Annotated in this window: 17 protein-coding genes and 1 pseudogene; 9 read left to right on the plus strand and 9 right to left on the minus strand. The window is 65.1% G+C overall.

The genetic code is table 11. The annotated features are described in order from the left end of the window. Positions 1-90 precede the first annotated feature (90 nt). Entirely contained in the window at positions 91-1,395 is a 1,305-nt protein-coding gene (locus tag APR04_RS24735; protein WP_253875943.1) for a class II 3-deoxy-7-phosphoheptulonate synthase, read from the plus strand. 26 nt (positions 1,396-1,421) lie between these two features. Here APR04_RS24735 and APR04_RS24740 read toward each other — a convergent pair whose 3' ends face one another. Continuing rightward, positions 1,422-1,775, minus strand: a complete 354-nt coding sequence (locus tag APR04_RS24740; RefSeq protein ID WP_253875708.1) for an ArsR/SmtB family transcription factor — start codon at positions 1,773-1,775, stop codon at positions 1,422-1,424. Positions 1,776-1,892: 117 nt separating this feature from the next. On the opposite strand from APR04_RS24740, the gene APR04_RS24745 reads away from it, so the two are divergent. From APR04_RS24745 to APR04_RS24760, 4 genes are all read left to right on the plus strand, one after another. Then, the gene (locus APR04_RS24745) at positions 1,893-3,047 is read left to right on the plus strand and encodes an MFS transporter (RefSeq protein WP_253875711.1); all 1,155 of its coding nucleotides are present in this window, start codon (positions 1,893-1,895) and stop codon (positions 3,045-3,047) included. 70 nt (positions 3,048-3,117) lie between these two features. Further along, the gene (locus tag APR04_RS24750) at positions 3,118-3,681 is read left to right on the plus strand and encodes a peroxiredoxin-like family protein (RefSeq protein ID WP_253875714.1); all 564 of its coding nucleotides are present in this window, start codon (positions 3,118-3,120) and stop codon (positions 3,679-3,681) included. 78 nt (positions 3,682-3,759) lie between these two features. Further along, positions 3,760-4,701 (plus strand): TrmH family RNA methyltransferase, encoded by a 942-nt coding sequence (locus APR04_RS24755; RefSeq protein WP_253875717.1) that lies wholly within the window; start codon positions 3,760-3,762, stop codon positions 4,699-4,701. Between the two features lie 39 nt (positions 4,702-4,740). Further along, positions 4,741-6,867, plus strand: a complete 2,127-nt coding sequence (locus APR04_RS24760) for an amino acid adenylation domain-containing protein (protein WP_253875720.1) — start codon at positions 4,741-4,743, stop codon at positions 6,865-6,867. Between the two features lie 702 nt (positions 6,868-7,569). Here APR04_RS24760 and APR04_RS24765 read toward each other — a convergent pair. The 3 genes from APR04_RS24765 to APR04_RS24775 form a co-directional block, all read right to left on the minus strand. After that, positions 7,570-11,724 (minus strand): NACHT domain-containing protein, encoded by a 4,155-nt coding sequence (locus tag APR04_RS24765; protein WP_253875723.1) that lies wholly within the window; start codon positions 11,722-11,724, stop codon positions 7,570-7,572. A gap of 204 nt (positions 11,725-11,928) precedes the next feature. After that, positions 11,929-13,029 (minus strand): XRE family transcriptional regulator, encoded by a 1,101-nt coding sequence (locus tag APR04_RS24770; RefSeq protein ID WP_253875727.1) that lies wholly within the window; start codon positions 13,027-13,029, stop codon positions 11,929-11,931. A 43-nt stretch (positions 13,030-13,072) separates the two neighbouring features. After that, a complete protein-coding gene (locus APR04_RS24775; RefSeq protein ID WP_253875730.1) occupies positions 13,073-13,825 on the minus strand; it encodes a hypothetical protein in 753 nt (250 codons plus the stop codon). 395 nt (positions 13,826-14,220) lie between these two features. Here APR04_RS24775 and APR04_RS24780 point away from each other — a divergent pair, with 395 nt between their 5' ends. The 3 genes and pseudogenes from APR04_RS24780 to APR04_RS31375 form a co-directional block, all read left to right on the plus strand. Continuing rightward, positions 14,221-16,266 carry an AAA family ATPase gene (locus APR04_RS24780; protein ID WP_253875733.1) on the plus strand — a complete coding sequence of 682 codons (2,046 nt, stop codon included), beginning with the start codon at positions 14,221-14,223 and terminating at the stop codon, positions 16,264-16,266. A 132-nt stretch (positions 16,267-16,398) separates the two neighbouring features. Then, positions 16,399-16,854 (plus strand): hypothetical protein, encoded by a 456-nt coding sequence (locus APR04_RS24785; RefSeq protein ID WP_253875735.1) that lies wholly within the window; start codon positions 16,399-16,401, stop codon positions 16,852-16,854. A gap of 60 nt (positions 16,855-16,914) precedes the next feature. Next, a pseudogene (locus APR04_RS31375) lies at positions 16,915-17,280 on the plus strand (TrlF family AAA-like ATPase); the annotation flags it as partial. A 107-nt stretch (positions 17,281-17,387) separates the two neighbouring features. Here the strand turns inward: APR04_RS31375 and APR04_RS24795 are convergent. Then, positions 17,388-18,155, minus strand: coding sequence for a hypothetical protein (locus APR04_RS24795; protein WP_253875740.1), 768 nt, complete (start codon positions 18,153-18,155; stop codon positions 17,388-17,390). Between the two features lie 543 nt (positions 18,156-18,698). On the opposite strand from APR04_RS24795, the gene APR04_RS24800 reads away from it, so the two are divergent. After that, complete coding sequence (locus APR04_RS24800; RefSeq protein ID WP_253875743.1) at positions 18,699-19,607, plus strand: hypothetical protein; 909 nt, start codon at positions 18,699-18,701, stop codon at positions 19,605-19,607. On the opposite strand, the gene APR04_RS31380 is transcribed toward APR04_RS24800, so the two are convergent. Genes APR04_RS31380 through APR04_RS24820 form a run of 4 tightly spaced genes read right to left on the minus strand, consistent with a single transcriptional unit; the run spans position 19,604 to position 23,685 of the window. Next, complete coding sequence (locus APR04_RS31380) at positions 19,604-20,008, minus strand: DALR anticodon-binding domain-containing protein (protein WP_345376038.1); 405 nt, start codon at positions 20,006-20,008, stop codon at positions 19,604-19,606. The two genes, APR04_RS24800 and APR04_RS31380, sit on opposite strands and share 4 nt — an antisense overlap. Then, positions 19,971-21,893, minus strand: a complete 1,923-nt coding sequence (locus APR04_RS24810; protein WP_253875749.1) for a hypothetical protein — start codon at positions 21,891-21,893, stop codon at positions 19,971-19,973. The genes APR04_RS31380 and APR04_RS24810 overlap by 38 nt, the downstream gene beginning before the upstream one ends. Then, positions 21,890-22,423 carry a hypothetical protein gene (locus APR04_RS24815; protein ID WP_253875752.1) on the minus strand — a complete coding sequence of 178 codons (534 nt, stop codon included), beginning with the start codon at positions 22,421-22,423 and terminating at the stop codon, positions 21,890-21,892. Before APR04_RS24815 ends, APR04_RS24810 begins: the two co-directional genes overlap by 4 nt. Further along, positions 22,420-23,685 (minus strand): DUF4297 domain-containing protein, encoded by a 1,266-nt coding sequence (locus APR04_RS24820; protein ID WP_253875755.1) that lies wholly within the window; start codon positions 23,683-23,685, stop codon positions 22,420-22,422. Before APR04_RS24820 ends, APR04_RS24815 begins: the two co-directional genes overlap by 4 nt. Between the last annotated feature and the right edge of the window lie 111 nt (positions 23,686-23,796).

Raw genomic sequence — 23,796 nt, forward strand, 5'->3', positions numbered from 1 at the left:
TTCCTTCCAGTCAATCCCAAGAATTATATCTTGGGGCCAACTGTCCGAGAACCGTAGGGCGCCTCACTTCGTGTCCGACTGGACGATGCACTGCGTCGTCCAGCGGCCCAGCAGCCGGAGTGGCCGGATCCGGACCTGACCCGGCGTGCTCGCGGGGTGCTGGAGAGTGTTCCGCCGATCACCGTGCCGGCGGAGATCGACCGGTTGCGGCAACGGTTGGCGATGGTGGCAAATGGCGAGGCGTTCCTGCTGCAGGGCGGGGACTGCGCGGAGACGTTCGAGTCGAACACCGAGCCGCACATCCGGGCGAATCTACACACGCTGTTGCAGATGGCGGTGGTGCTGACGTACGGGGCGAGCTTGCCGGTGGTGAAGGTGGGCCGGATAGCCGGGCAGTACGCGAAACCGCGATCAAGCTCCAACGACGCACTGGGGCTGCCGGTGTACCGCGGTGACATCATCAACTCTCTGGTCGCCGAGCCGAAGCTGCGGGAGCCGGACCCGGGCCGGATGATCCGCGCCTACGCGAACGCGGGCGCGACGATGAACCTGATCCGGTCGCTGACCGGTGCGGGGATGGCGGACCTGGCCCAGGTGCACGGCTGGAACAAGGACTTCGTCCGTACCTCGCCGGCGGGGGAGCGGTACGAGGCGCTGGCGACGGAGATCGATCGAGGGCTGCGGTTCATGTCGGCCAGCGGGATGACCGGTACATCACTGCATTCGACAGAGATATTCGCCAGCCACGAGCTGCTGCTACTGGACTACGAGCGAGCAATGTTGCGGTTGGACGACGCGGAGGCAGCGAATCCCAAGCTGTACGACCTGTCTTCGCACTTCCTGTGGATCGGCGAGCGGACCCGCCAGCTCGACGGTGCCCATATCGCGTTCGCCGAGCTGCTGCACAACCCGATCGGGCTAAAGATCGGTCCGATGACGACCCCGGAGCAAGCGCTGGAGTACGTGCGGCGGCTGGACCCGCGGCACGAGCCGGGCCGGCTGACCCTGATCTCCCGGATGGGCAACGGCAAGGTGCGCGAGGTGCTGCCGGCGATCGTGGAAAAGGTCGAGATGTCAGGGCACAAGGTCATCTGGCAGTGCGATCCGATGCACGGCAACACCCATGAGTCGTCCACCGGGTACAAGACCCGTCACTTCGACCGCATCATCGACGAGGTGCGCGGCTTCTTCGAGGTGCATCGCGAGCTCGGTTCGTACCCCGGTGGGATTCATGTCGAGCTGACCGGTGAGGACGTGACCGAATGTCTCGGCGGCGCGCAGGACATCTCCGACCTCGATCTGGCCGGTCGTTACGAAACCGCTTGTGATCCCCGGTTGAACACGCAGCAGTCGCTGGAGATGGCTTTCCTCGTTGCTGAGATGCTCCGCGGCTGAGGCCGACAGCGCGTGGTCTACCAGGCCTACACCTTGGTCCTGCTGCGCAAACCGACGTCAGCGACCCCTGCGGACGAGTCCGACGACAGGGCGAGGGTGGTCGACAGCAGCCCTGGGAAGCGGTCCTCGAGGTCGTCGCTGCGCAGCCGCACGTAGCAGCGGGTGCCTTCCTCGCGGGTCCGGGTGATCCCGGCCGAGCGCAGCACCTTGAGGTGGTAGCTGAGGGTGGAGTTGGCGATCGGTGCGTCCAGCTCGCTCCAGGCGCGTTCCTCGTTGTCGCTGAGCAGGCGCACCAGGCCCAGTCGGATGGGATCAGCCAGGGCATGCATCACCGTGGGCAGATTGAGGGTGTCCATCGAGGGGTGTGTTGCGGCGGCCATGAGATAGATCATACTAGGACCTAAATGTTCGAGGTTCGTCGATTATCGAAGGGGATAGAGATGACTAGTCTGCGAGTGGCCGGCTACCCGGTGTGGCTCCTGTGCTTGTTCGTGGGGATGCTGGCCCTCGGCACCGACGAGTTCGTGATCTCGGGGATCTTGCCGGATGTCGCTCGGGACCTCGGCGTGTCGCCGGGGACCGCCGGATTGCTGGTGGCCGCCTTCGCGATCACGTTCGCCGTCGGGGCGCCAATCCTGGCCTTCCTTACTGATCGGCTCAACAAGAAGGCGGTCCTGACCTGGGCGCTGGTGATCTTTGCCGTAGCCAACCTGGCGGTCGCGGTCAGCGACGTGTTCGTCCTGACGCTCGTGTTGAGGGCGGTCGCGGGGCTCGCTGCGGCGGCGGTCTCGCCGACCTGCATGGTGATCGCAGGTATGGCTGCGCCGGAGGGCAAGAGCGGACGCTATCTCGCGGTCGTGACCGCCGGCCTCACGGTGGCCCTGTTCACCGGTGTGCCGTTCGGGGCTTTCCTCGGCGACGCGCTGTCCTGGCGGGCGACGTTTGTTCTCATCGCTGTGGTCGCGGCGCTCGTTGCGGTGTTAAGTGCAATCCTCGCCCCCTCGGTGCCGGGGGGGTCACCCACCGCCCTCGCCGCCCGGCTGGCTCCGGTGCGCAATCCACGCGTGCTCGCCCTTGTCGCGGCCATGTTCCTGTCCGGTGCGGGCGGCCTCATGTTCTACAGCTACCTCGGCACGATCTTTACCGAACAGCTCGGCGCCGACAGCAGTGACGTCACCCTGGCTCTGCTGCTGGTCGGGCTCGTCGGGGTGATGGCGGTGTTCTTCGGCGGCTACCTGACCGACCGACTTTCCCCGCGCCCGGCACGCCTGGTCGTCCTCGGAGGCCACTGCCTCGCCCTGGGGGCACTGGCCGCCTACTTCGGGCTCGGAGCCGGGTTCGGGTTCGCGTTGTTCGTGCTCATCGCGGTGTGGTCGGTCTTCGCCTGGGCGCTGAGCCCAGTCATCCAGGCCGGAATCATGAGCGTGGCTGACGGCCAGCCGATGCTGGCCATGTCGCTGGGGATCAGCGGACTCTACGGTGGCAGCGCCGTCGGCGCCGCTCTCGGCGGATATCTCATCGACAACTTCGGCCCCGTCGCGATTCCGCTGGTCGGTACCTTCTGGCTCGCCATCGCCATCCTGTGCGCCACCGTCCGTCCTGCACCGGCGGTCAGGGACAGCGCCGATCCGGTGCCGGTCACCGCTCCCTGAGCACACCCCGCACGTTCCATCCGGTCGTCATCCCGCCGACGGGAGCAACATCCACCACCCGGAGGGCACGATGACCAACCCGAACACCAGCGGAGCACCCCAGTCGCCAACGCAGCTCCAAGCCCCGCCTCGTCCTCGCACCCGCGCGCCCGAGCTCGTCGTCGACCTCCTCGACGGCAGCCGGTGGAACCTGGCGGGGCGGCGACCCGAGAACTTCACGATGATCGTCTTCTACCGGGGTCTGCACTGCCCGGTGTGCCGCGACCAGCTCGCGGCCATCCGCGACAGCAGCGCCGAGCTGGAAAGCCTGGGCGTCGACGTCATCGCCATCAGCGCAGAGGACGAGCATCGCACCCGGCGAGTTCGCGACGACTGGGACCTGCCGGCCCTGCAGCTCGGGTACGACCTTTCTGTGCAGACCATGCGGGACTGGGGCCTGTTCGTCTCCGCAGCCAGCAATGACAACGAGCCTGCCCACTTCAGCGAGCCCGCAGTCTTCCTGGTCGACGCTGAGCAGGAGATCTACTATGCCGCGCTCACCTCCATGCCGTTCGGCAGGCCGGGGCTGGCCGATCTCCTCGGTGGCATCAGGTTTGTCACCCGCACCGGTTACCCTGCCGGGGGCGACCGCTGACGTGCTCCAGGCCGGCTACGAGCGTGTTGCAGGCCACATGGCATGGAGGCACGTGCCCCTGGGAGGGAGAATGGGTTGGTGACCACCCTCGACGTCGTCCGCATCGATGACCCCGCCGACGAGCGCCTTGCCGACTTCAACAGCCTCACGGACGTCGTCCTGCGCTCCAAGCACGAGCCGGCCAAGGGCCTGTACATCGCGGAGAGCTCGACCGTGATGCGGCGGGCGCTCGCGGCCGGGCACCGGCCGCGGTCGTTCCTCATGGCGCCGAAGTGGCTGGACTCGATGACCGACCTGATCGCGGCGACCGGTGCGCCCGTCTACGTCGCCGAGGAACCGCTGCTGAAGGAGATCACGGGCTTCAACCTGCACCGCGGCGCGCTGGCGGCGATGCACCGCCCGCCGCAGCCGACCGTGCACGAGCTGCTCGCCGGCGCGCGCGGCGGCGCGGGGGCTCGCAGGGTGGTGATCCTCGAGGACATCGTGGACCACACGAACGTCGGCGGTTCCAAAACACGAGCACCGGAACCGCAGGTCAGCGCCGCAACGGAGGCGCGACGGGTCGTGATCCTCGAAGATATTGTGGACCATACAAATATTGGTGCCGCGATGAGGGCGTGTGCGGCCCTCGGGGTCGATGCGGTGCTGCTCACCCCGAGCTGTGCGGATCCGCTGTATCGGCGGGCCGTGCGGGTTTCTATGGGGACGGTCTTCCAGGTCCCGTGGACGCGGATCGATCCCTGGCCGGCCGGTATCCGGACCTTGCACGAGCATGGTTTCAAGGTCGCGGCGCTCGCTCTCGAGGATGACTCGATCACGCTGGACGAGCTGGTGGCCGACCCGCCCGACAAGCTCGCGCTGGTTCTCGGGACGGAGGGCGATGGCCTGAAGCCCCGCACGATCGCGGAATGCGACATGACCGTCCGGATCCCGATGTCCGGGGGAGTGGACTCCCTGAACGTGGCCTCGGCCGTGGCGGTCGCTGCTTGGGCTACGCGGGTGCCGGACAGCGATAGCTGAACGGCTACCGTGGCCATCGTCGGCGGATAGGCTCGCGCAGTGCTCGAGGAACTGGACGCGATCAACTGGGACGGCGTGGGCGGGGCCTACGGGCCTGCGGGCGATGTGGCCGAGATCTTGCGAGGGCTTGCCTCGCCGGACGAGCGGGTTGCGGGTGAGGCGCTCGATGCGTTCTTTTCCTCGATCTGGCACCAGGGGACGGTCTATCCCGTGACCGTGGTCGCGGTGCCGTTCATCGTGGACCTGGCCGCGGGTCGTGCTGTTCACCACCGGGATGCTCTGTGCTTCGCGTTGGGCGGGTTCGGAGATCCGAACATGAGCGACGGTAGTGCTCTGCCCGCGGTGCGGGCGGCATTGCGCGCCCACTCGGACCGGCTCCTGCCGCTGTTGGAAGACCCCGACGAGGCGGTCCGTGAGGCTGCCACCTACGCAGTCGCCCACTCGCGCGGCGGTGACAAAGCTGCGTCGGCTCTGGCCGCACGGCGGGAGGTAGAGGACGCCCCGCAGGTCCAGGCGGGCATCGTGCTGGGCCTGTGCGCTGTCGAGCCTGCTGCCGGCCTCCGAGTGGCGGAGGCCGCGTTGCGTGATCCGTTCCCGGTCCCGCTTGCTGCGGCCCATGCGCTTCTCGACGCCGGGCGCGCGGTGCCTGGCGAGGCGCTGGAACACCTCGCGGCCGCGATCAAGCGGGAAGCGGAGTGGACTGGCGCCTGGACGGAGTCCCTCGCACGGTTCGACGGTGTGATCGAACGCCTCGACGCCGTTGCCGCGCGGACTGTTGTCACGAAGATGGGGACTGGCTCCGCGGAGAGCCGTGTCCGTCAGGCGGAGAACCTCGCCCTCCGCTCGCGTGCCAGCCGGTCGGCTGCGCGGGAGTCCGTCGGGCACCTCCGCGAGCTTCTGGCCGACGACGACGCCGGCGTCGTGGCGTCTGCTGTCGCTGCAGCTGCCGATGCTGGTCACGCGGCGTCGAGCCTGGCGCCGGAACTGGCGCACCTGGCACTCGGCGACGTCACTGACCACCGCGGTTCCGCGAATATGGCGATCGCGGTCCTGACTCGGCTCCGGGACGACCGCGTCATTCCAGCGCTGACCGCTGCATGGGAACGCGGCCAGTCGCCGGACGCGCTGCGGCTGCTCGGCGACAACGTCCCGTCCTTCGACCCCGACTTTCTGACCGTCGTCCGCGCCCGACTGGTGACCGTGCTCGATGCCCCGGCGAGCGAGCGTGCCGAGTGGGCGACTCCCGTAGGCTGGCCGGACGGTCCTGCTCCGCTCATCGCAGTCCTCAGGGGCTGGGGACCGGCTGCGGCACCCGCCCTCGACGCCCTCGTCGACGCGCTCCCCGTGGCTCCGTATGCCGTTCCCATGGCGCTGGCTGCGATCGGCCCGGCAGCCCGTGGCGCAGAGGCCGCGCTCCGCGCGGCGGCTGCCGGCGACGGGCTTCCCGCGCTGCGGGCTGCTCACGCCCTGCGCCAGCTGCGTGAGGATTCGGCGCCGCTCGTTGCGGTGGCCGCGGGGCTCCTGGACAGCGGTCATGGGTTCACCGACTGGGATCTGAACTTGGTCGCAGAGGCCGGGCCTGACGCGACGTCGCTGGTCCCGCGCCTGCGCACATACCTGACGGGACGTGCTGCCGAGACCTACCCGGACCGTGAGCTCCAAGTCGCCGCCGCTCGCGTGGTCTGGCGAGCAGTGGGGGACATCGATGCGGTGGCCCCAACTCTGGACGCGGTGCTGAAAGCGGGGGAGAGGCCTGCGGCCCGAGCGGCTGAGTTGTTGGCGGAGCTTCCGCCTGAACTTCTCGGACCGTTCGTCCCAGTGCTGCGCGGCCTCGCAGAACGCACTGAGCCCTTCCACGGGGCTGCACGGGTTCCGGCGGCCCGCGCGCTCTGGCGTGCCGGTACTGCTACAGCTGGTCTCGTTCCGCTGCTCCTCAAGGAGATCGCGGGACCGTGGGGGAGCATCGATGGCGTAGACCTACTCACCGAGATGGGCGACGCCGACGCCGTTCCCGGACTTCGCGCTCTTGCGGAACAGGATGCCCGCATCGTCACCTCCGGCAGCTGGGACAGCCTCGTCTGGGAGGACGACTCCCTGCGTCGGAGACTCCTCGATGCGATCACCACGCTACAAATCATGAGCCGGAGCACGGGCAACCGAGGGTGAACGTGGTCCCTCCGACGTCCAGCACGCCGCACCGGCTAGGTGGCTCGATCGTGGCTTGATCTTGGTAGCCAGCTCATCAGTGCAGATCGAGCAGTAGAACGGAAACTCGCCCTGCTTCGAGTTCGATTGCGGGCCAGTGCATCTCCTTTGTCGGCAGGCGACACATCCCGTCGTCGCATCAGGAATATCCTCGAGATGCCGGGCGTTGTGTGGGTGGTTGCAGTACGCACACCCGGGTCGTGTAATTCGGGGTGGGTCTGTACGGGCGGTGTGTTTACCGCAATAATTGAACAGTGATCGTTGGTTGAGCTAGCCAGCGGTGGTGGGTTCGAAACCCTCACTCTGATAGGGACGCTCGCGGCCGTCATCCCCTTTGCCTTTGCCCACATGTTGAGCGAAGCCCGGGCGCGAAAGCGCTCAGCAAGGAGGAAGAATATGACAGGTGAAACCTCATCAAGGTTGCAGCAAATCCGCCGATTCCTAGGTAGTTTCTCGCAGTCGATGCTGGTAACGATCTGGACAGTAGGCACGGGGGCTCTGGCGAGTCCGCTGGCATCCTGAGTCAACGATCACTGACGACAATGCCCTCCGGCGAACCGGAGGGCATTGTTTGTTTGTACGGATCGTGTACGTCCAGAAGCCGAGCTTCGGCCAGACTCTCGACCGGAGCATCCGATCAAACTCGGGCAGGACAATGCGCCGCTATCTGGAGGTCGGCCGTTTAAGGGAGAAGTCCAGGACGCGGACAGAGATCACACGGCCCTGGGCGCGCTGCTTCTCTGCCTCGGCCTCCAAGGCCGTGCGCACCTTCGTGACGCTGCCTTGGCGTGCCGCCTTGCTGCGTCGGCCGTCCGCGGTTGCCCAGGATTCTTGGTCGAACCAAGCGACGACGTAAAGCCCATGATCGGTCTGGAAGTCGGCCATGTACCGCTGAACGAGCTGTGTCTCGAGCGACTCGATGAGCCCAGGGTTCCAGACGCCCTTGACCTCCCCCGGAATGCGCAGCGTCCCCGGCGACCCTATGGCGCCCGAGTCTGGCCGCACCGCCTCTACCCGCAGATCAGTCCGCTCAGCCAGGCCGCTCTGCCCGCTACGGCGCACCTGCACCTCTCGGTTGACCACTACGCCGACGCCGTTGAGGTGCTGTTCTAGTTCGTTGGCGAGGTAGTCGGAGATCTCTTCCTCTCTTTTCGGCCGCTTCGAGTGTGTGTCCCAGAGGAGAAATGCTGACGGCGTATCAGCCTGGAGGCGCGCTTCGATCTCGTCCAACGCGTGGAGCGTCGCGGCGAGCAGATCGGCGTCCGAGCGCACTACGCGCGTCCGGCGGCTCTGGGCGAGCTGGTCGATCTCGTCCAGTGTGAGCGGCTCCCAGCTTCGTTCGCGTAATGCGCGCTTGGCATCGACCAGGAAACGTGCCATCCATGGCTCGTCAGGCCGAGCCAGTGCAATCCGCTCGATAGCCGCTACAGCGTCACGCGTACCGTGTCGTGACAGGGCGGTGAGTAGGGCATCCCGCCAGTGAGCGAGAGACTCACGTGGTCGGACCCGGTCAGTGTCCTCGGAGGCAGTGTCTTGGGCGCGTGGGAAGCGTTCGCACAGCCAGAGATACAGATCGGCCAGGGCTTGTGGCGCAAGGTCCGGAGTACGTCGGTCGAAGGCCTGGGCGAACTGCAGAGAGACCGCTTCCATGAAGGGTGCGTCGTTCTTCATCAGGGCACCGAGTGCCACCCACGACCTCGTTGCATCATTGCGGAGTAGGCGGCATGCGGCGTCCTTCCCCAGCTCCGGGTCTTCGATCCGTTCAGCGTCGCCAAGGCGTGAGTGCAGCACGGGAGCGACAAGGTCCAGGTGTCGTTCGACAAGGAAGTCCAGGATGCCCGCCCGCGTGTCGGGGGCCATGGGACGTGTGAGTCGTTCGAGAAGTTCGCGCGCTAGGACCTCGGTGGAAAGGACCTCGAGTTCGGTCCTGAGGAACACGTGCGCCTCATCGGCGATCGCCTTGTCGACCAGCACCAGGATGGTCTGGCGCAGTTCGTCCTCCGCATGCGGGCGCGCCAGCGTGAGCAAGCGTTGCTTGTCGTCATGGCTTGCTCCGTTGTTCGTGGCGATCCAGGCGATCAGGATCGGAGCCCAGTTACGCCAGGCCTCGGGCGAGACCGCGTTCAGCGCCGGCGGGTCTAGCTTCAACAGTAGAGCCAGCGCCTGATATCCGGCCCGCGCGGGGCGGTAGTCGATGTTCCGGGCGAGCCACTGGTCGGGCTGGCATTCACCGGTCTCCACATAGATGCGCGCGGCGGTCACGAAGTCGGCCTTCACCGTGCCCGGGAGCGTCTCCCACCGCGGGTGAAGCGTCAGGTCCGGCTGGAACTCGTCCATGTCTCTTCGCATACCGGGCATGACCGCCAGGTGAGCTGCTCGCCAGAAGGCGGAGGTGTTTCCGTCAACGGCCTTGCCGATCTCCTCAGCGATGCGCGGATTGACCCAATCGTCTGAGCGCTCTTCCTTGCGTCGCCGCGAGATCTCAAGGTGTCGTCGGGCGCGTTCTTGCGACTTCTGCCGGGCCTCGACGGCTGCTTCGGAATCGAGCTCGACCACTGATCGCCAGTCGCTGAACAGTTCCGCGGCCGCGTGATCCTCGGGAAGCTCGAGGATGATGCTGCTGTGCGCGACCAGGTGGGGTTTGAGGAGTTCCCTGGCGGCACGCCCGGCATTCTCCCGGAGCGTGCCGTCGGCCGCGGCGTAGACGTCGATGAGCCACTCAAGGTCCTCGTCGTACACGAGTACCATTCCCCGGCCGGGCTGCTCGTCGACGATCCACCAGACCTGCTCCTCGGACACTGTCTCAAGGAGCAGTCGAGTCACTGCGTGCCGTGTGTCAGTGTCCAGGTCGATCTCGTCACCGTTAAGCCCCGGTTCTCCAAAGAGCGGCTGGGAGTCAGCCAGGCTCTTGAGCGCCATAGCAACGATGACCTCTCGTGCCGAATCGTCATCGAGATGTGCAAGGCAGAGCTTGAGGATTGCGCGGACGAGCTTGGCCAGCCGAAAGTCATCCATGCGGGAGAGATCGGCCAGAAGCCACGTGCAAGCTGGTCTCAGGTCGGACGCCCGGAGTTCCGTTGCGAAACGGTCCATGAAGACGGAGTACAGGCCGTAGTAGTTGCGCGGGTGCGATGGTGACAGCACGGAGAAGACCTTCTCGGTCGACACAGCGTGTGGCCAGGACACCAGCAGCGCTGCTGCCTCCAATTCTTGATTATCCGCGGCGACAGACCCGGTTGAAGCGCCGATGAGCGTCGCCAGGTCATGGCTCGGCGCCGCGGCCGACAGGCCATGAATTGCCATTGCTGCCGACGCCCGCACGTGCGGGTCCGCCTTGTCGTTGAGTGCGAGAGTGGTGAGGTCCGGTACTGAATCCATGAGCGAGCAACTTCTGGCGATGCGGACCGCGACTCGGCAGGCCTCTCCTTGCGGGGTTTGCAGGGCGGGCCGCAATTGCTCTGCCAGCCCGGAGTGCTGCAAGCCGGAGTAGTCCACGTCGTAGTCGTCGAAGAGTTCCCCGGACTGCGCATCGCGGAGCAGGGCGCTGACAACCTCAGAACGGAGCTGACCTTCGGGCAGGTCGACGCTCGCGAGGAATGCCTCCGGGTCGCTCTGGATGAGATGTCGGAACCTTGCAGAGTCAAGAGCGACCAGCCAGGCTGCCACCTGCCGCGCGCGCGTGTAGATGCGCCCGTCATTCGCCACCAGGAGCGACGTCACCTGCTCGTTGTCGAGGCTTTGATGCAGGACCCACCTGGCGCTGAGATAGTCCGCGAAGGTGGCGTGCGACCAGCCGAGACGGGCTTCGCCTGCGCCAGTGAAGATCCCCGAGCGCAACGTCGCGTGCACGTCGTCCGAGGAGATTCCCTGTCCGTCGCGCCCGGGCGGTCCGACGCACTGGTCGACGCTCAGATCGTCCGGTGGGGCGGTCGCGACAGAGCCTCGCCACACGGTTGGTCGACCCCCGAACAGAGACAGCGCAGCGATGCGTTCGGCGGCACGCATCCGACCGGCTACACCACCCGGTGGCGCGATCGCTTGCTGGCGCTGCGGGTTCATCTCGTCGAGCAAGGCCGTCAAACCATGCTCGTATAGCTCCCGAGCGTTCCCGGGCAACGATCCGTGTTGGCTGATCGAGGACTGGATGAGTTTCAGCGTCAAGGGACGTGCCGCGAGCGGGACGATGCGGGCCTGTTCTACTGCTGCCAGGATCTCCTCCGCGTCCAGCTCCGCAGCTCGCATTAAGTCGGCTGCGTCGGAGCGTCGCAGGGGCAGCAACTCGTGGATATTGACCTCGGAGAAGTTGTTCTCCAGGACGGTCCGCATTCTCTGGGGCCAGTCAGCGGTGCGGCAGGCGACGCGAAGGAAGAGGCGATCGCAGTCCCACCTCATCAGAAATTCGTCGAGCAGCTGGTCCAACGTCTCGACCCGGTTCTTGGCCTCGTCGAAACTGTCCAGCGTTAGGCACAGCGAATGGTTTCCCGCTTGCCACGTCCGAATCTGCTCGCTCTCGAACACCTCGCGGACCAACCGATCTTCACTGCCGTAGCGGCCCAGATCGACGTGCAGTCCTTCGATCCCCTCCGCTTGCGGTGCCACAGCACTTCCCGCAGCGAGCGTGCTCGTCTTTCCCATCCCTGGTTCCCCGAGCAAGACGACGCACTGGCGTTCTGCCAGGGCTGCTGTACTGACGGCCGCAGCGTTCGCGCGGAACAAGCCTTTATCGGTGGGATCGTCTAGCCAGCCGGCAGGGGTGAGCGTGTAGGTCCCGTCCTCCGGTAGCCAGAAGCGTTCAAGGTCTACGTAGTTCAGAGCCATCGCTCACCAACTTCATGGAAGGAGCCGACGACGACCTGCTGCGTCGCCCCGGTGTGTTCGGAGACTGAATTCCGCAGAACGATGACTGGAGGGTCAGGAACGGCGGTCCCGCTTCCTGGTGCGGTCCGGCTGCGCCGCGGCGGGCGCAGCCGGTCCCGTCGATCGGTGTCGTAGTTCTTGTGGGTGACACCGATCGTCCGAGGTTTACGTCGGTACGAGCCGTAGCGCCGGTCGCTCGTCTGCTTCTCCCAGAAGCTTGCGGACCGTCGCTGCCGGCCATGCGAGCTCTTGGGCAAGGGACGCTACGGTCACTCCGTTGGCGTCCGCGAGCTCGACGGCTTCGCGTAACAGGCAGGGTGTCTCGCCGGGAAACTGGCCGACCGGTTGTGGCGCGAAGGCCCCTTCGTTCTGCAGCTGGTTGAGCATGATGTAGGCGCGTCGCGCGGTGGAGTCCGACAGCAGGCCGACCTCGCGGCTGCGATATATCAGGGACTTGATCGAGACGCCCCACTCGTCGCTGAGCTGGCTCCATCGCTGGAAGTCGACGCGGCGGGGTAGGCGGTCGCGGATGACCAGGCCCGGCGTGAGGAACTCGGCGGCGAACCGATCTGCCTCGCGCTCGAGCTGAGGGTCGCCGCCGACCTGATCGGCGTGGAGGACCAGGTGGCCGAGCTCGTGGGCGGCCGTGAACCTGTGCCGGAGCACGTCGTCGGCCCGGTCGGGAGCGAGCACGATGACGGGCCGAGACAGGGCGACCGTCGAGAAGGCGTCGATGCGTCGGACCTCGGCGTCGGCCAGCGGTGCGAAGACCACAGCGATCCCGTGGTTCTCGATGATCCGAACGACGTGCGCGACGGGTCCTGAACCTAGTCCCCACGCCTTGCGCAGGGCGCGCGCAGCCGCGTTCGGGTCTTCGGGGAAGGTCCCTGGCTCGATCTCACCACCGACGAAACCGGGAAGGGCGACTGGGGGGAACCGGACGTGCCGCTCGATCGCGTTCACCAGCTCCCAGACCTGCTCGGCGTAGGAGACCGCCTTCGCACGCTGCTTCGCCGTGGTCGACCGCAGACTGCGGAAGTAGGTGTCCGCCGTCTCCAGTCGCGCCATCGGGCGACCGGCCGCGAAGAACTGGCGCGGCACGCCGAGCTCGGTAGCCATGCGCACGATCAGGTCCGGGCGTGGCGGCGTCGCTCCCGACTCGAACTGCCCGACGGCGGTAGCTGATACCCCGAGGGAGGCCGCCAGGCTCTGCTTGGTTCGCAGGGCAAGCTGTCGCGCTTGCCGTAGCCGGTAGCCGTCGAACACTTGAGCAATCTGACGATCAGTGAGGCGGCTCTCTGCCGGGCTGTCATTCACCGCCGCCCCCGGTGGCGGACTGGTCCTGGTTACCTTCCGCATCGGTGCGCAGCGAGATCGGGCTCTCGGGCAGCGGCGCCTGGTCGAACCTGCCGCCAACACCGGGGTCGCTGCTGAGGGCAAGCCCGGTGATCGAGCTGTCGAGAAGGGACTGAGGCAGTTCCTCGCGGTGGGTCCAGTCGAGGAACCCCAGAGCGTCGGGGGCGGCCTCTCCGTAATACACGTGCTGGAGGCCTCCACGAGCCGAGACAGCGCAGGCGACAGTCACGACCCGTTCTGCCGAACCGAAGGAGCCGTCACGCACCACGCGCACACGGCCAGCGTCGAACTCCTGGCCCAGGTCCAAGTGCCCCTGGACGGCCTCTGGCTCACGCCCGTTGAGGGCGTACACGCGCGCGCGGTACTCGGACACGTCGATCCGGATCTTGTCACCGCCGTGCGGGCTGCTCGAGTACCGCACAGGGAAGACCAGCGTCCCGCGGAAGACGATCAGTGGGAAGCGGGAGTCCTTCGGGTGGACCTGCTCGTGGCCCGGCAGAAAGTTCATGTGCGTGGCGACCTGGTGGCCAAGGATCCGCCAGAGCGCGCCGTAGGCCTCGTTGGACTCCAGCTTGCTGCCAGCCTTGGCGTCCAGGGCGTACTCCTGCGACGCACGTGCCGCCTCCGCCAGGGCGACCCTGACCTGGTGCGCATGCTCGCCGAACCGCTCGACCATCCACCGTGACGCTTCGGGCAACTCGTGCATGTGCACTCCAGGGCTTGAGAAGGTTGTACGAATAGTAGCACCAGCACTTCAGATTCAGGCCGAGAACAGTCAGCGGGCTGCTGGTCGGTCGGACAGTCCCGCTCAAGAGCCGGCGGCACGTACTACTGGGAAGTGACACACGGCACGGCACAGCGCACAGCGAGCGATCTGTAGGGATCCATCGAATATGTCGGTTCGACCCATGTTGTTGTCGGCAAGGCGTCGGTCGGCCCGGGCCCCATCAGTGGCACGCCCGCGTCGACGCGACAGTTCGGTCACTCGTCCGGGATCTCGGGCAACTAGAAACGTCGGTCGACCAGCGTGCGCCTGCGTCCAGCAGTGCAGGTCACGAACGCCGCGACACGACAACCACCGATCCCTCTGGCGGTGCCTGGGTGACTACGCTGAGCGCGACGAGAGGGGACAAGATGCGCCTCAAGCGGGTGCGAGTGCGTGACTACCGGTCGGTCAACGACAGCGGCGAGTTCGAGATCGAGCACGACAAGACCATCCTCGTCGGCATCAACGAGGCCGGAAAGACGGGTCTGCTGACTGCGATGGAGCAGTTGAACGCGCCGGCCACGCGGCCGAAGTTCAAGGCGCTGACGGACTACCCCCGCGCTCGCTACACGGAGGTACAGCGGGGCGACCGCCCAGCGGGTGACGTCGAGGTCGTGGTCGCGACCTTCCAGCTCGACGACGACGACCGCAGTGCCGTCGCTAAGGTCGCACCCGACCTTGAGAACCTCAAGACGTTCCAGGTCACGCGCAAGCTCGACAACACGTCGACTCACTACCTCGTCGACGCCCCTGACTACAAGCTGTTCCGCAACGTCGAAGAAGACCTGCAGCGCCTTCGTAAGGCGTTGCTGGCTGTCGAAGGGAGCGAGGCCATCCTCGCGAAATTCGACGCCGCGGTGAAGGTATTTGCCCCGACCGAACGGCTGACCGGAAGCAAGGCAACGACACTCGACGCCCGTCTGGCCGAGGCAGTTGCCGAGATCGACGAGGGCAACGAACGAGAACTCACGCGCCTGCGAAAGATCCGCAGCGCGATCGCCATCTCGACTCAGCGTGCTGCGGCCGCGCGCGTGCTGGTGGACAGGCTTCCTCAGTTCGTCTACTACTCGACCTACTTCCAGGTCCACCCCCGCATCAACCTGACGGCACTCGCTGCGCGCGAGGCTGCCGGAGACACCGAAGAGGGATACGACTTCGGCAACCTGTGCCTACTGAAGGTCGTCGGCCTCACAGCGAAGGAGCTCGCAGAGCTAGCCGACGGCCAACCGACGGAGCAGCAGTACGGCCACAATACCGACGCGTATCGTGAGGCGGTGAAGGCCTACCAGGACAAGCTGGACGACCGTCACAACCGGCTCAACGCCGCCAGCGTGTCTCTCACCCAACAGATCCGCAAGGTCTGGGGTGACGAGCAGGTGCAACTGCGCTTCGTCGCCGACGGCCACTACCTCAAGGTGACCGTGGTGGACGACCTCGGTGTCGAGGTGGAACTCGACCAACGCAGCGAGGGGTTCCGCTGGCTCGTGTCGTTCTTCGTCGTGTTCCGCGCCCAGTCCGAGGGCAATCTCAAGAACGCCATCCTTCTCCTCGACGAGCCCGGCCTGAGCCTGCACGCGCTCAAGCAGCAGCAGTTCCGTTACACCGTCGGCGAGCTGGCCGGCACAAACCAGGTCATCTACACGACCCACTCCCCGTTCATGGTCGGCTCCGACGAACTCGACCGGGTGCGGATCGTCGAGATGCCAGACCGGACTATCGGCACCAAGGTCCACACGCGGATCGCGGTCGACGACCCGGCCTCGCTTTACCCCCTGCAGGCTGCGCTGGGCTATGAACTGGCTCAGTCGATGTTCACCCAGGCTCGCAACCTGGTGTGCGAGGGCTACACCGACATGCTCTACGTCGAGTCCTTGAACGCCGCAGCTTTCGACGCTGGGAGCGGGTTCAAACACCCAGTCGCGCTCGTACCGGCATCCAGCGCCAGCAAGGTCATCTACTACGTGACCGTCCTGGTGAGCCAGGACTTCAAGGTCGCCGCACTGCTTGACTCCGACCAAGCCGGGGACAAAGCAGCCGAGCAAGACGAACTTGTCGCGATGCTCGACAAGAAGCGGCTGCTACGAACCAAGGACTTCATAGCAGGGTCGGTCAAGGGACCCGAGATCGAGGACCTTCTCCGAGAGACCCTCGTCAACGTCGCCAAAGAGCGGTGCGGCTGGGACGTCGAGCAGATCGCGACCGACCAGCCGCACCGACGCCTCGTCGACATCCTGATCAAAGAGATCTCAGGCTTCTCGAAGTTGAAGCTCGCTCGCGCATTCATGTCCTGGCTGGGGGAGCACGGCTTCGACGGACTGACGGCCGGCGAGCAGGAAGCCGTGAGGAAGTTCTTCACCACAACCAACAAGGCGCTGGCCTGACTTCGGTCCGGGTTCTTCGACAATGACACCAGCCGCTCAGAGCCGAGAAGGCGCTCCACTTCCGTCGGCCGCCAGCCGCCAGGACCACCCTCTGACCACTGGGGAAGATGAGTCCGCGCTCGTGGTGCGCCCGTGAAGGACGCCATCTTCGCTGGCCTGATCGTGACCGTCGTCGGCGGTCTGATTGTGGTCGGCGTCTCCTGGATCGTTAAACGCGTGCCAGCCGCTTTGCGTCGTGTTGCTGCCAAGTCGACTGCGTTGAGGCAGAAGACCAGCCGGGACGACGCGGCGTTGCAACTCGTTGTCCTACGTGAGCAAGTGCGCGAAGTCGCACGAGAGCAAGGCCTGCGGGTACCAGACCGCGCGACCGGCCAGGATCCGACGATCGTCACATACACGCATGGTCACCCGTCGTACCACTTTTCCGGCCACGCCGCGTACAAGCGGGTACTTGCGAGCGGGAGAGCAGATCCATTGCGTTCTAGCGTCAGCAAACCTCCACAACCTATCTCGCGGTGGACAGAGAAAGCCCTCCGAGACTGGCTGGCTCAGCACGCCACGTCGTGGGTGGCAAACACCAAGGCCTGAGCGGATCCGTGGCATACCGGCGGGGCTGCCGCCCGGACGGGTGACACCGGCAGTCACATCCGAAGCATGGACGATCTTTCCAAGGGGCAGCGGGCGACTGTGTCGCTGCTGCCCCTTGGCGCATCCGCTGCGCCGCTGGTCATCGATCAGCCCGAAGACGGCTTCGACAACCGGTTCGTGCACGACGGCGTGGTGAGCGAGTTGCGTGAGCTCAAGGGGAACCAGGCAGATCATCACGAGCACCCGCAGTGCCAACGTCTCCGTCCTCGGCGACGCTGAACTGATCGTGCTCTTGGAGGTGACGGACAGCGTGGACGGCCGATAATAGACGGCGTCGGATCCCTTGATGACCGCACGATCCGCGCCCTCGTCGAGAACATCCTCAAAGGGGGACCTGCAGTATTCAACGTACGAAAGCACCTCTAGGGACTGCTGCGGTCGAGCAGTATCGCCAGACGGGAAAGAAATGGACGTACACCAGTGACGAGAAAGCCTGACTTCGGGCTACTCGATGGCCTCGCCGGCGTCATCGATCAGGTAGAGGTCGTAGTGGCCGTCAGTGCCTCAACGACCGGATCGCTTGCACGCCAAGTGACCCAGGCCTCTTCGGCACGTCTTCGTTGATCGCCACGAACCCGTTCGTATCGAACGTGGTGCCCAATCAACAGCGCGTCGACTGCGCTCCAAATCCGTCGGAGGTGAAGACCCAGATCGATCGCCAATTCAGCACCGGCGACCGGCCAGGTCTGACGAGCCGGATCCAGCTTCTCCAGCAACCTCGCACCGTTGGGAGCCGGATGACCACCGACCTCACAGTGACCCCAGTACTCCTCATTCGAGAATTTGCCCACAAGGTTCCGCATCTTTTGTGGCGAGAACGAGTTCCGGATTTCAGTTGGAGTGCTCTCGCCCCATCGGCGGGCGTGGTCGAGATCGCTGCAGAAAAGTGTTAGCAAGTATTCGCACTCAATCAGCTGGCGGACCACTGCCCCCACTGCGTAGTACCGCCGCCTCGCCGCCATGGTTACTGCCGCCTCTGCCAGTTCAACGCTCATGCACGCCACAGTGGCCACGCCGCGAAACGCAAGCAGAGTTTCTTGATCGCGCGTCATGTCGTGGTGAGGATCCTCGACTTTTCCACCGCCGATCCAGGAGTCGACTGCGATCCAGTCCGTGACGTTGATCAGGACGTCCAGGATTGTCGATGCGAACTTATTCCGAGCAGCGACATTGCTCTCATCGACCGTCGCCCGCAGAATCTCCGCCCGCACGTCGTGTTGCTGGCCCTCGCTATGGTCCATGGCACCACCCTAGCTACTCACAAACTCGCGTCAGATCGTGCTCTCGTAGACGTGGTCGTTCTCCTCACCGACAAACAAAGTGATCGTCCACTAACTCGCCGCAGACGGAGCAGGGGACGTCGTCGGGACTACTGCACGGATGGGTGACACCTAGCCTCGGTTCGGTAAGTCCCGCGCCATCGAGGTCGGAGGGCGAGCGACTTGGCCGTAGACCTGTGGTGGTCAGGCTGCAGAGGGCCGTTGGGGCAGACCACGTCGTCCTGGTCTAAGACGAGCTGGATGTTGTAGCGTGGAGGTGGGCAAGGAGTTCGGGATCGAACCTGAACAACCGCCGACAGTTCTCGCGGCACGGAGCGTTGGATCGCGCCTGCGCCACCGCCGCTCTTCCATCTTCTTTGTTGCTGGCTGGCGTGCGCTTGTGCCGCTGGCTGGAAGGGTGTACTTGCGATGACCATCTATTCCCACCATCCCCAGCGGGGCAAGGTGCAGATCTTGGCGACCTTTCGTGGGCAGTCTGGTCTCACCTCGTCCACGGTGACGAGCGTGGAGTCCGTCGACCTGGCGGAGCCGATCGTGGAGGCGCTGAACAGGGTATCGGCGAGTGCGACGATCCCTGTGAGCTTCTGGGACACCCGTCATGGACCTGTGGGCCGCTTCCCGGCTGACCACATCGCCGCGCTGACCGATCCCGTGGCACGTCAGCACCTTCTTGTGGGGGCTCACAGCCTCTGGTACGTCATGACAACCTGGCTGTTGCACAGCGCGCTGACCGATCTCGATGCCGCGCTGGAGGCAGCGCCTCCTCCGGTTCGGACGGCAATCGAAGCGGAGCTTGAGACCGAGGCCACTTGGCTGCGGTCTGGGCTGGCCGAAGAGTGGGAGGGTGCCGAGCCGCCTGCCCGAGACGACGAGCGGCGCATCTGGGAGCACGAGGAGCCGTTCGTCTACGCCGCTGAGTACGGCCTTGGCGACCGTGACCGGATGTACCTCGATCGACATGAAGCGTCCTTCACGGACGCAGAGCGTCAGCAAGCCGTCGACGACCTTCGGATGATGCTTGATGTGTACAAGCAGCGCTCCCCCCGTGCTGACGTGGCACTCGGACTGGATGGGTTCGACTTTTTCGTCGAGCCCATCGACGGAGATCCGCTGGCTGAGGACCGCTTCTATCTCGAGATCGGTCCGTTGCTGTCTGAGGACGATGCGGGCCAGGGCCGGTGGGGGATCTCCCTGGGCCGGTGGGTGACCGACGAGGTGGACGAGGAGGGCTACCCGATCGGGTCGACTGGGACAACATTCCTCGATGCCGGCTTCTCAGAGTCTCCTGCGCCTACCGAGATCGCAAAGCTGCTCGAAGTCACTCACGACCAGGTCGCCTCCTGGACCACAGCGGTCGTCGGCGATCCCCTTGAGGGGACTGGGCTCGTCGTGACCGACCGGGTCGGGAACTAGCGGCGGGCCGCGGAAGTCACGGACTTCTGTAGGCATGGATGCTGCCGCGCCGGATTCGGCGCGGCAGCATGCAGGCGCGGTGATGCCCAGTAGTCGAGTCCTGTTGCCAGGGTTCGGCCGGTGAGGTCGGTCAGAGCGATCCGGTTGTCCCGGGTAGCAGAGTCTTCTGCCTTGAGTACGGTGCAGGCGTCGTAGAAGCGGGCGAACACGGCGGCGACGTCGAAGAGGTACGCGTTCATTCCTTGTGGTCCTCCGCGGTCGCCGGAGCGGCGGTCCGATGCTCCTTCGGACGTGGTGGGATCCCGGTGCCGACCTCGATCCTGATTCCGTGCTGCACCGCGGGATCCGGCCGTCGACCTGACGCTATTCCGGCGGGATTCGCTTGACGCCGGCCGGGCCAGGGTGTGCGATCCCCTTGATCGTGGGGTTGTTGTAGTCGAAGGTGATCATCTGGAACCGGCTGTCCAAATTTCTGGGTGGCTTGTTGTCGGCGATGATGATCTGCGCCTTGCTCTTCTCGAATGACATGACATCCATCTCAAACCTGCTATAGACGCGGTCGGCTAGTTCTTCCTGGTCGCCGAGTGCGAGTCGTGGTGTGTCCATGAGGAGGAACGAGGGGTAGTGGACGTCGGTCCAGTTCCTCGACTCTTCGAGCGCGACGGTGTTCACCGCGAGCCAGTAGGCCAGCTGTGTGAGGGTGATGATCCCTCCGCCTTTGCTTACCTGAGCGAACGTCTTGTCAGCGAAGGTTGGTAGGTAGGTTTTCGGATCGATCTTGGCTCGCTCTACGGCGGGGATGCCGAAGTGTCCAACGACGACGTTGAAGCGGTCGGCGAGCAGTTCAACGAGCAGCTGGCGGCGTTCAGCGGCGTTGGCTTCAAGTTCCCTGAGCCGCGCCCTGGCCTCCGTCTGCTCCTGTTGAAGCCGTTCTGCTGTGTCGGCGATTTCCTGCACTTGGTCCCACTGGCGGAGCAGTGCTTCGTAGCGCTGTTGATTCGCGCGACCTTTCTCGCGCTGGCCGACGGCGTCGGCGTACCGCTGAAGCCGTGGCGTCGCCACCGTCTTGGTGCGCTCGTCGATCTCTCGGGACAGGTCGGCGACGAGTCCTTCGCGTTTGCGTAGGGTGTGCCGGACCTGCCCTGTCTGCTCTGTGATGATGTTCAGCTGCTGCGCCAGCTGCTCGATCTGGTCGTCGATTCGCTTGATCTCAGCCTCGGCCGGCCGCTTCTTGCGTACTGACGTTGGGTCTTCCTGCAGGCAGACCGGGCAGGCGTCCTGCGGCACCTCGCGCTGGTTAAGCGCCTGCGAGCATCGAGGACAGTTCACAAACTCGATGAGCCCGATGAGCTCTGTCGCGCTGGAGGCGCGCAGCAGACGCTCTCGTGAGCGGCTCAGCCGCTGACGTTCCAGCTCCAGTTCCCTGCGGCTCGCCGCGAGTGCGGCAGCCGTGTCAGCGATATGTGTGACGTCACGGTCGGCCTCGCTGAGGAGCCGCCGAAGTGTCTGTGTGCGGTCGTCGAAGAACTCGTCGAGCTCGTTGCGCAGCAGCTCGATAGTCTGCGCGGCTTGCTCCTCTTCGCTCCTGGCCTTGTCGAGGGCGATCTGAGCGTCGAACCGGCTGGTGGTACCACTCGACTTCACGACGTCCTTCGCGATCGTGAGGGCCTTCTTCGCTTCGTTGATCTCGCCCTTGATGATGTTGATGCGGGACTGGAAGGCGAGCATCTCAGTGTTGACTAGGCCGAACATCAGCTCGAACGTCTTGCGCCGCTTGAGGTCGAGCGGGGCTTCGTCCGAGCCGGCGATCGATCGGTTCATGACGTCCTGGGAGACGTACATGAACCGAAAGACGTCGTTGAAGGTGATCAGGTCGCCAGCCCTCATGCTGCTGCCACTGGCCGCCGCCCGGGCGTCTGTCGGGAGGCCCATGGCGGCCATGAGCAGGTCACTGATCTTGGGCTCGGCATCGACGCGGTGATCGTCAAGCCGGACGCCGCGCCCAAGGTCCTCGACACGTACGGTCTTACTCGGCTTGCTGGCGATGGCCCGCGAGAGTCGCAGGCGGCGGTCCCCGATCTGGATGGTCAGGTGCACGTCGGTGACCGACTCGACGACGGGCGAGAGGTGCGCGTTGCCGCCGATGCCGTGCTTGATGAGTTCGAACAGCGTCGTCTTGCCGACACCGGTCGGACCGGCCAGTACCGTGAGGTCGCGGTCGAACTGGTAGAAGAACTCGTCCTTCACGGTGTTGATCTGGATCCTCTCCAGACGGAACTTCGTCATGCGATCACCTCCCGATGGCTGCGGTCCATGAGGTCAGGTAGACGCTCGTAGATCATGTTCTTGAGTTGGTTCCCGGTCATCGTGCTGGTGAGCGATGCAATGCGAGTACATGCCTGCATGACGGTGTTCCACTCGCTACGACTGGCCAGTTCGCCCGCTGTCTCATGCCCCGCGTGGGTCGACTTGAACTTGAGCGCGCCCCGCTGGCCCTTGGTAGCGGTGACGAGACCGCGGCTGAGCAGGCGGCCGAGCACGTCGTAGTAGCGGTCGTCCCAGGGGCCGTACTTGTACCGGATCATCGGATCGTCGATCACAGCAGGATCATCGTCGGCCGCAGGGATGTCGACCGCGTCGTCGATCACCCGCCCGACGACATGGGGGTAGCGGACCAGGAAGTCCATCTTGGCAAGCTTGGTCAGCCCGTTCAGCACGCCATTGGAGCCAGGCGCCTGACACGCGGCATCGATCAGGAGGAGCACTCGCGCCTCGTGATAGGCGGTGTCGTCGACAACTCGCGATTCGTCAGTCATGGCCGACCTCCCGCAGCGATTCGGTCTCGAGCCGCGGCGACGTCGAAGCGGTCCGAGAACCACACCTCGCACTGTTCGCACAAGTCGGCGATAGCGCCAGTCAGGTTGTCGATGTCGAGCTCGTTGAACTCGACGGTGCCGGCCAGCGACTCAAGCCGTTGTTCCAGCTCATGCCACAGCGCGGAGTTGGTCCCGGTTGTTCGTTCGACCTCACGGACGAGTCGTAGCAGCCGGAGTTCAACGGTTTCGAAGCGATCCTGCTCGCCAGGGACATCGAATGCGGCATCCCGGATTCGGAAGTAGCGAGTACGCAGACGTCGGGCGTGCGCGATGACGTTGTCGGACAGTTCCCCGACGGTCAGTTTGATTCCGAGGTTCGACGAGTCGTAGACGCGTGGAGGCGGTCCGTAGCCATCGGCTCGCTCAAGCGCCACGGACACCGCCAGGTCGATCTCGGGGAGCGACACCACGCGCTTCTCGACCGTTGCCGCGAGCGACCCGTTGCTCGAAGTTGGCAGGGCCGCACGAGGGGTAGGGCCATCGCCCTGCATCTTTGGTCGAACCACCGACAGGACCGCCTGCCAAATGGCCCCTCCCGATCCGGGCCGGTCTAGCAGGGCAGCTACTGGCTCGGCATACGCAGACGGCGCCATGTACTTGACGTGGTCCCGGTGTGGCTTGTTGCCGTCGATGTGGAGACCAGAGAGGAACTCGGCAGTGGAGAGCCGATCCAACGGCAGACCGTTGTCAAGCCTCCTGGCGGCGCCGATGAACTTGTCGAGCGTGTCCGCGTGCCCCCCGATGCTGACGTCGTTGACACCCCGGGTATTGAAGTCGTGGCACGCCCTGCCTACGTCGCGGGCATCGCCCCCGAGCTCAGAAGTGGTGACCAGCCGACATGTCACCGCCTTGTTGTGGCACAACCAATTCCGCAGGAGGTGCAGCACACCGGCGTCGTTCAGCAGGCTGCGGTATGAGGTGATAGCCCCAACCTGCGGTTCACGATGTTTTGCTGAGACGATCTCGACCTGTCCGCCGCGATGAACGATCCAGTCCTCGTGCCACTCACAGGTCAGCTGGAAGTTGAAGCCCTTCGAGCGCTTCGCCTCAAGCCAGTCGGCATAGGCCCTCAGGACATCAACGGCAGCCATCGCGACCTGCCACTCATACCGTGCGGCGGTCGCAGCTCCGCTGTCTTCGACCGGGGCGGTCGACAAGATCGCCTGTGTAGGTTTATCAGTGCCATCGACGACGTCGGCCACGGCGATAATCTACGAGACGCATGAGAGTGTGTCACGCATCTGCACGGGTGAACTGACCTGCAACGACGTAGTGGCGAGCTGCCGAAGCTGACATCGTCGGTGACGAGTCCG

The sequence above is a fragment of the Promicromonospora umidemergens genome (assembly GCF_024171995.1).
Classification (GTDB): Bacteria; Actinomycetota; Actinomycetes; order Actinomycetales; family Cellulomonadaceae; genus Promicromonospora; species Promicromonospora umidemergens.

What these genes read in the sequence shown, in the direction of transcription:
- APR04_RS24740 (WP_253875708.1), bottom strand. Translation starts at nt 1,775, where the DNA reads ATGGCCGCCGCAACACACCCCTCGATGGACACCCTCAATCTGCCCACG.
- APR04_RS24745 (WP_253875711.1), top strand. Translation starts at nt 1,893, where the DNA reads ATGCTGGCCCTCGGCACCGACGAGTTCGTGATCTCGGGGATCTTGCCG.
- APR04_RS24750 (WP_253875714.1), top strand. Translation starts at nt 3,118, where the DNA reads ATGACCAACCCGAACACCAGCGGAGCACCCCAGTCGCCAACGCAGCTC.
- APR04_RS24765 (WP_253875723.1), bottom strand. Translation starts at nt 11,724, where the DNA reads ATGGCTCTGAACTACGTAGACCTTGAACGCTTCTGGCTACCGGAGGAC.
- APR04_RS24775 (WP_253875730.1), bottom strand. Translation starts at nt 13,825, where the DNA reads ATGCACGAGTTGCCCGAAGCGTCACGGTGGATGGTCGAGCGGTTCGGC.
- APR04_RS24795 (WP_253875740.1), bottom strand. Translation starts at nt 18,155, where the DNA reads ATGGACCATAGCGAGGGCCAGCAACACGACGTGCGGGCGGAGATTCTG.
- APR04_RS24810 (WP_253875749.1), bottom strand. Translation starts at nt 21,893, where the DNA reads ATGACGAAGTTCCGTCTGGAGAGGATCCAGATCAACACCGTGAAGGAC.
- APR04_RS24815 (WP_253875752.1), bottom strand. Translation starts at nt 22,423, where the DNA reads ATGACTGACGAATCGCGAGTTGTCGACGACACCGCCTATCACGAGGCG.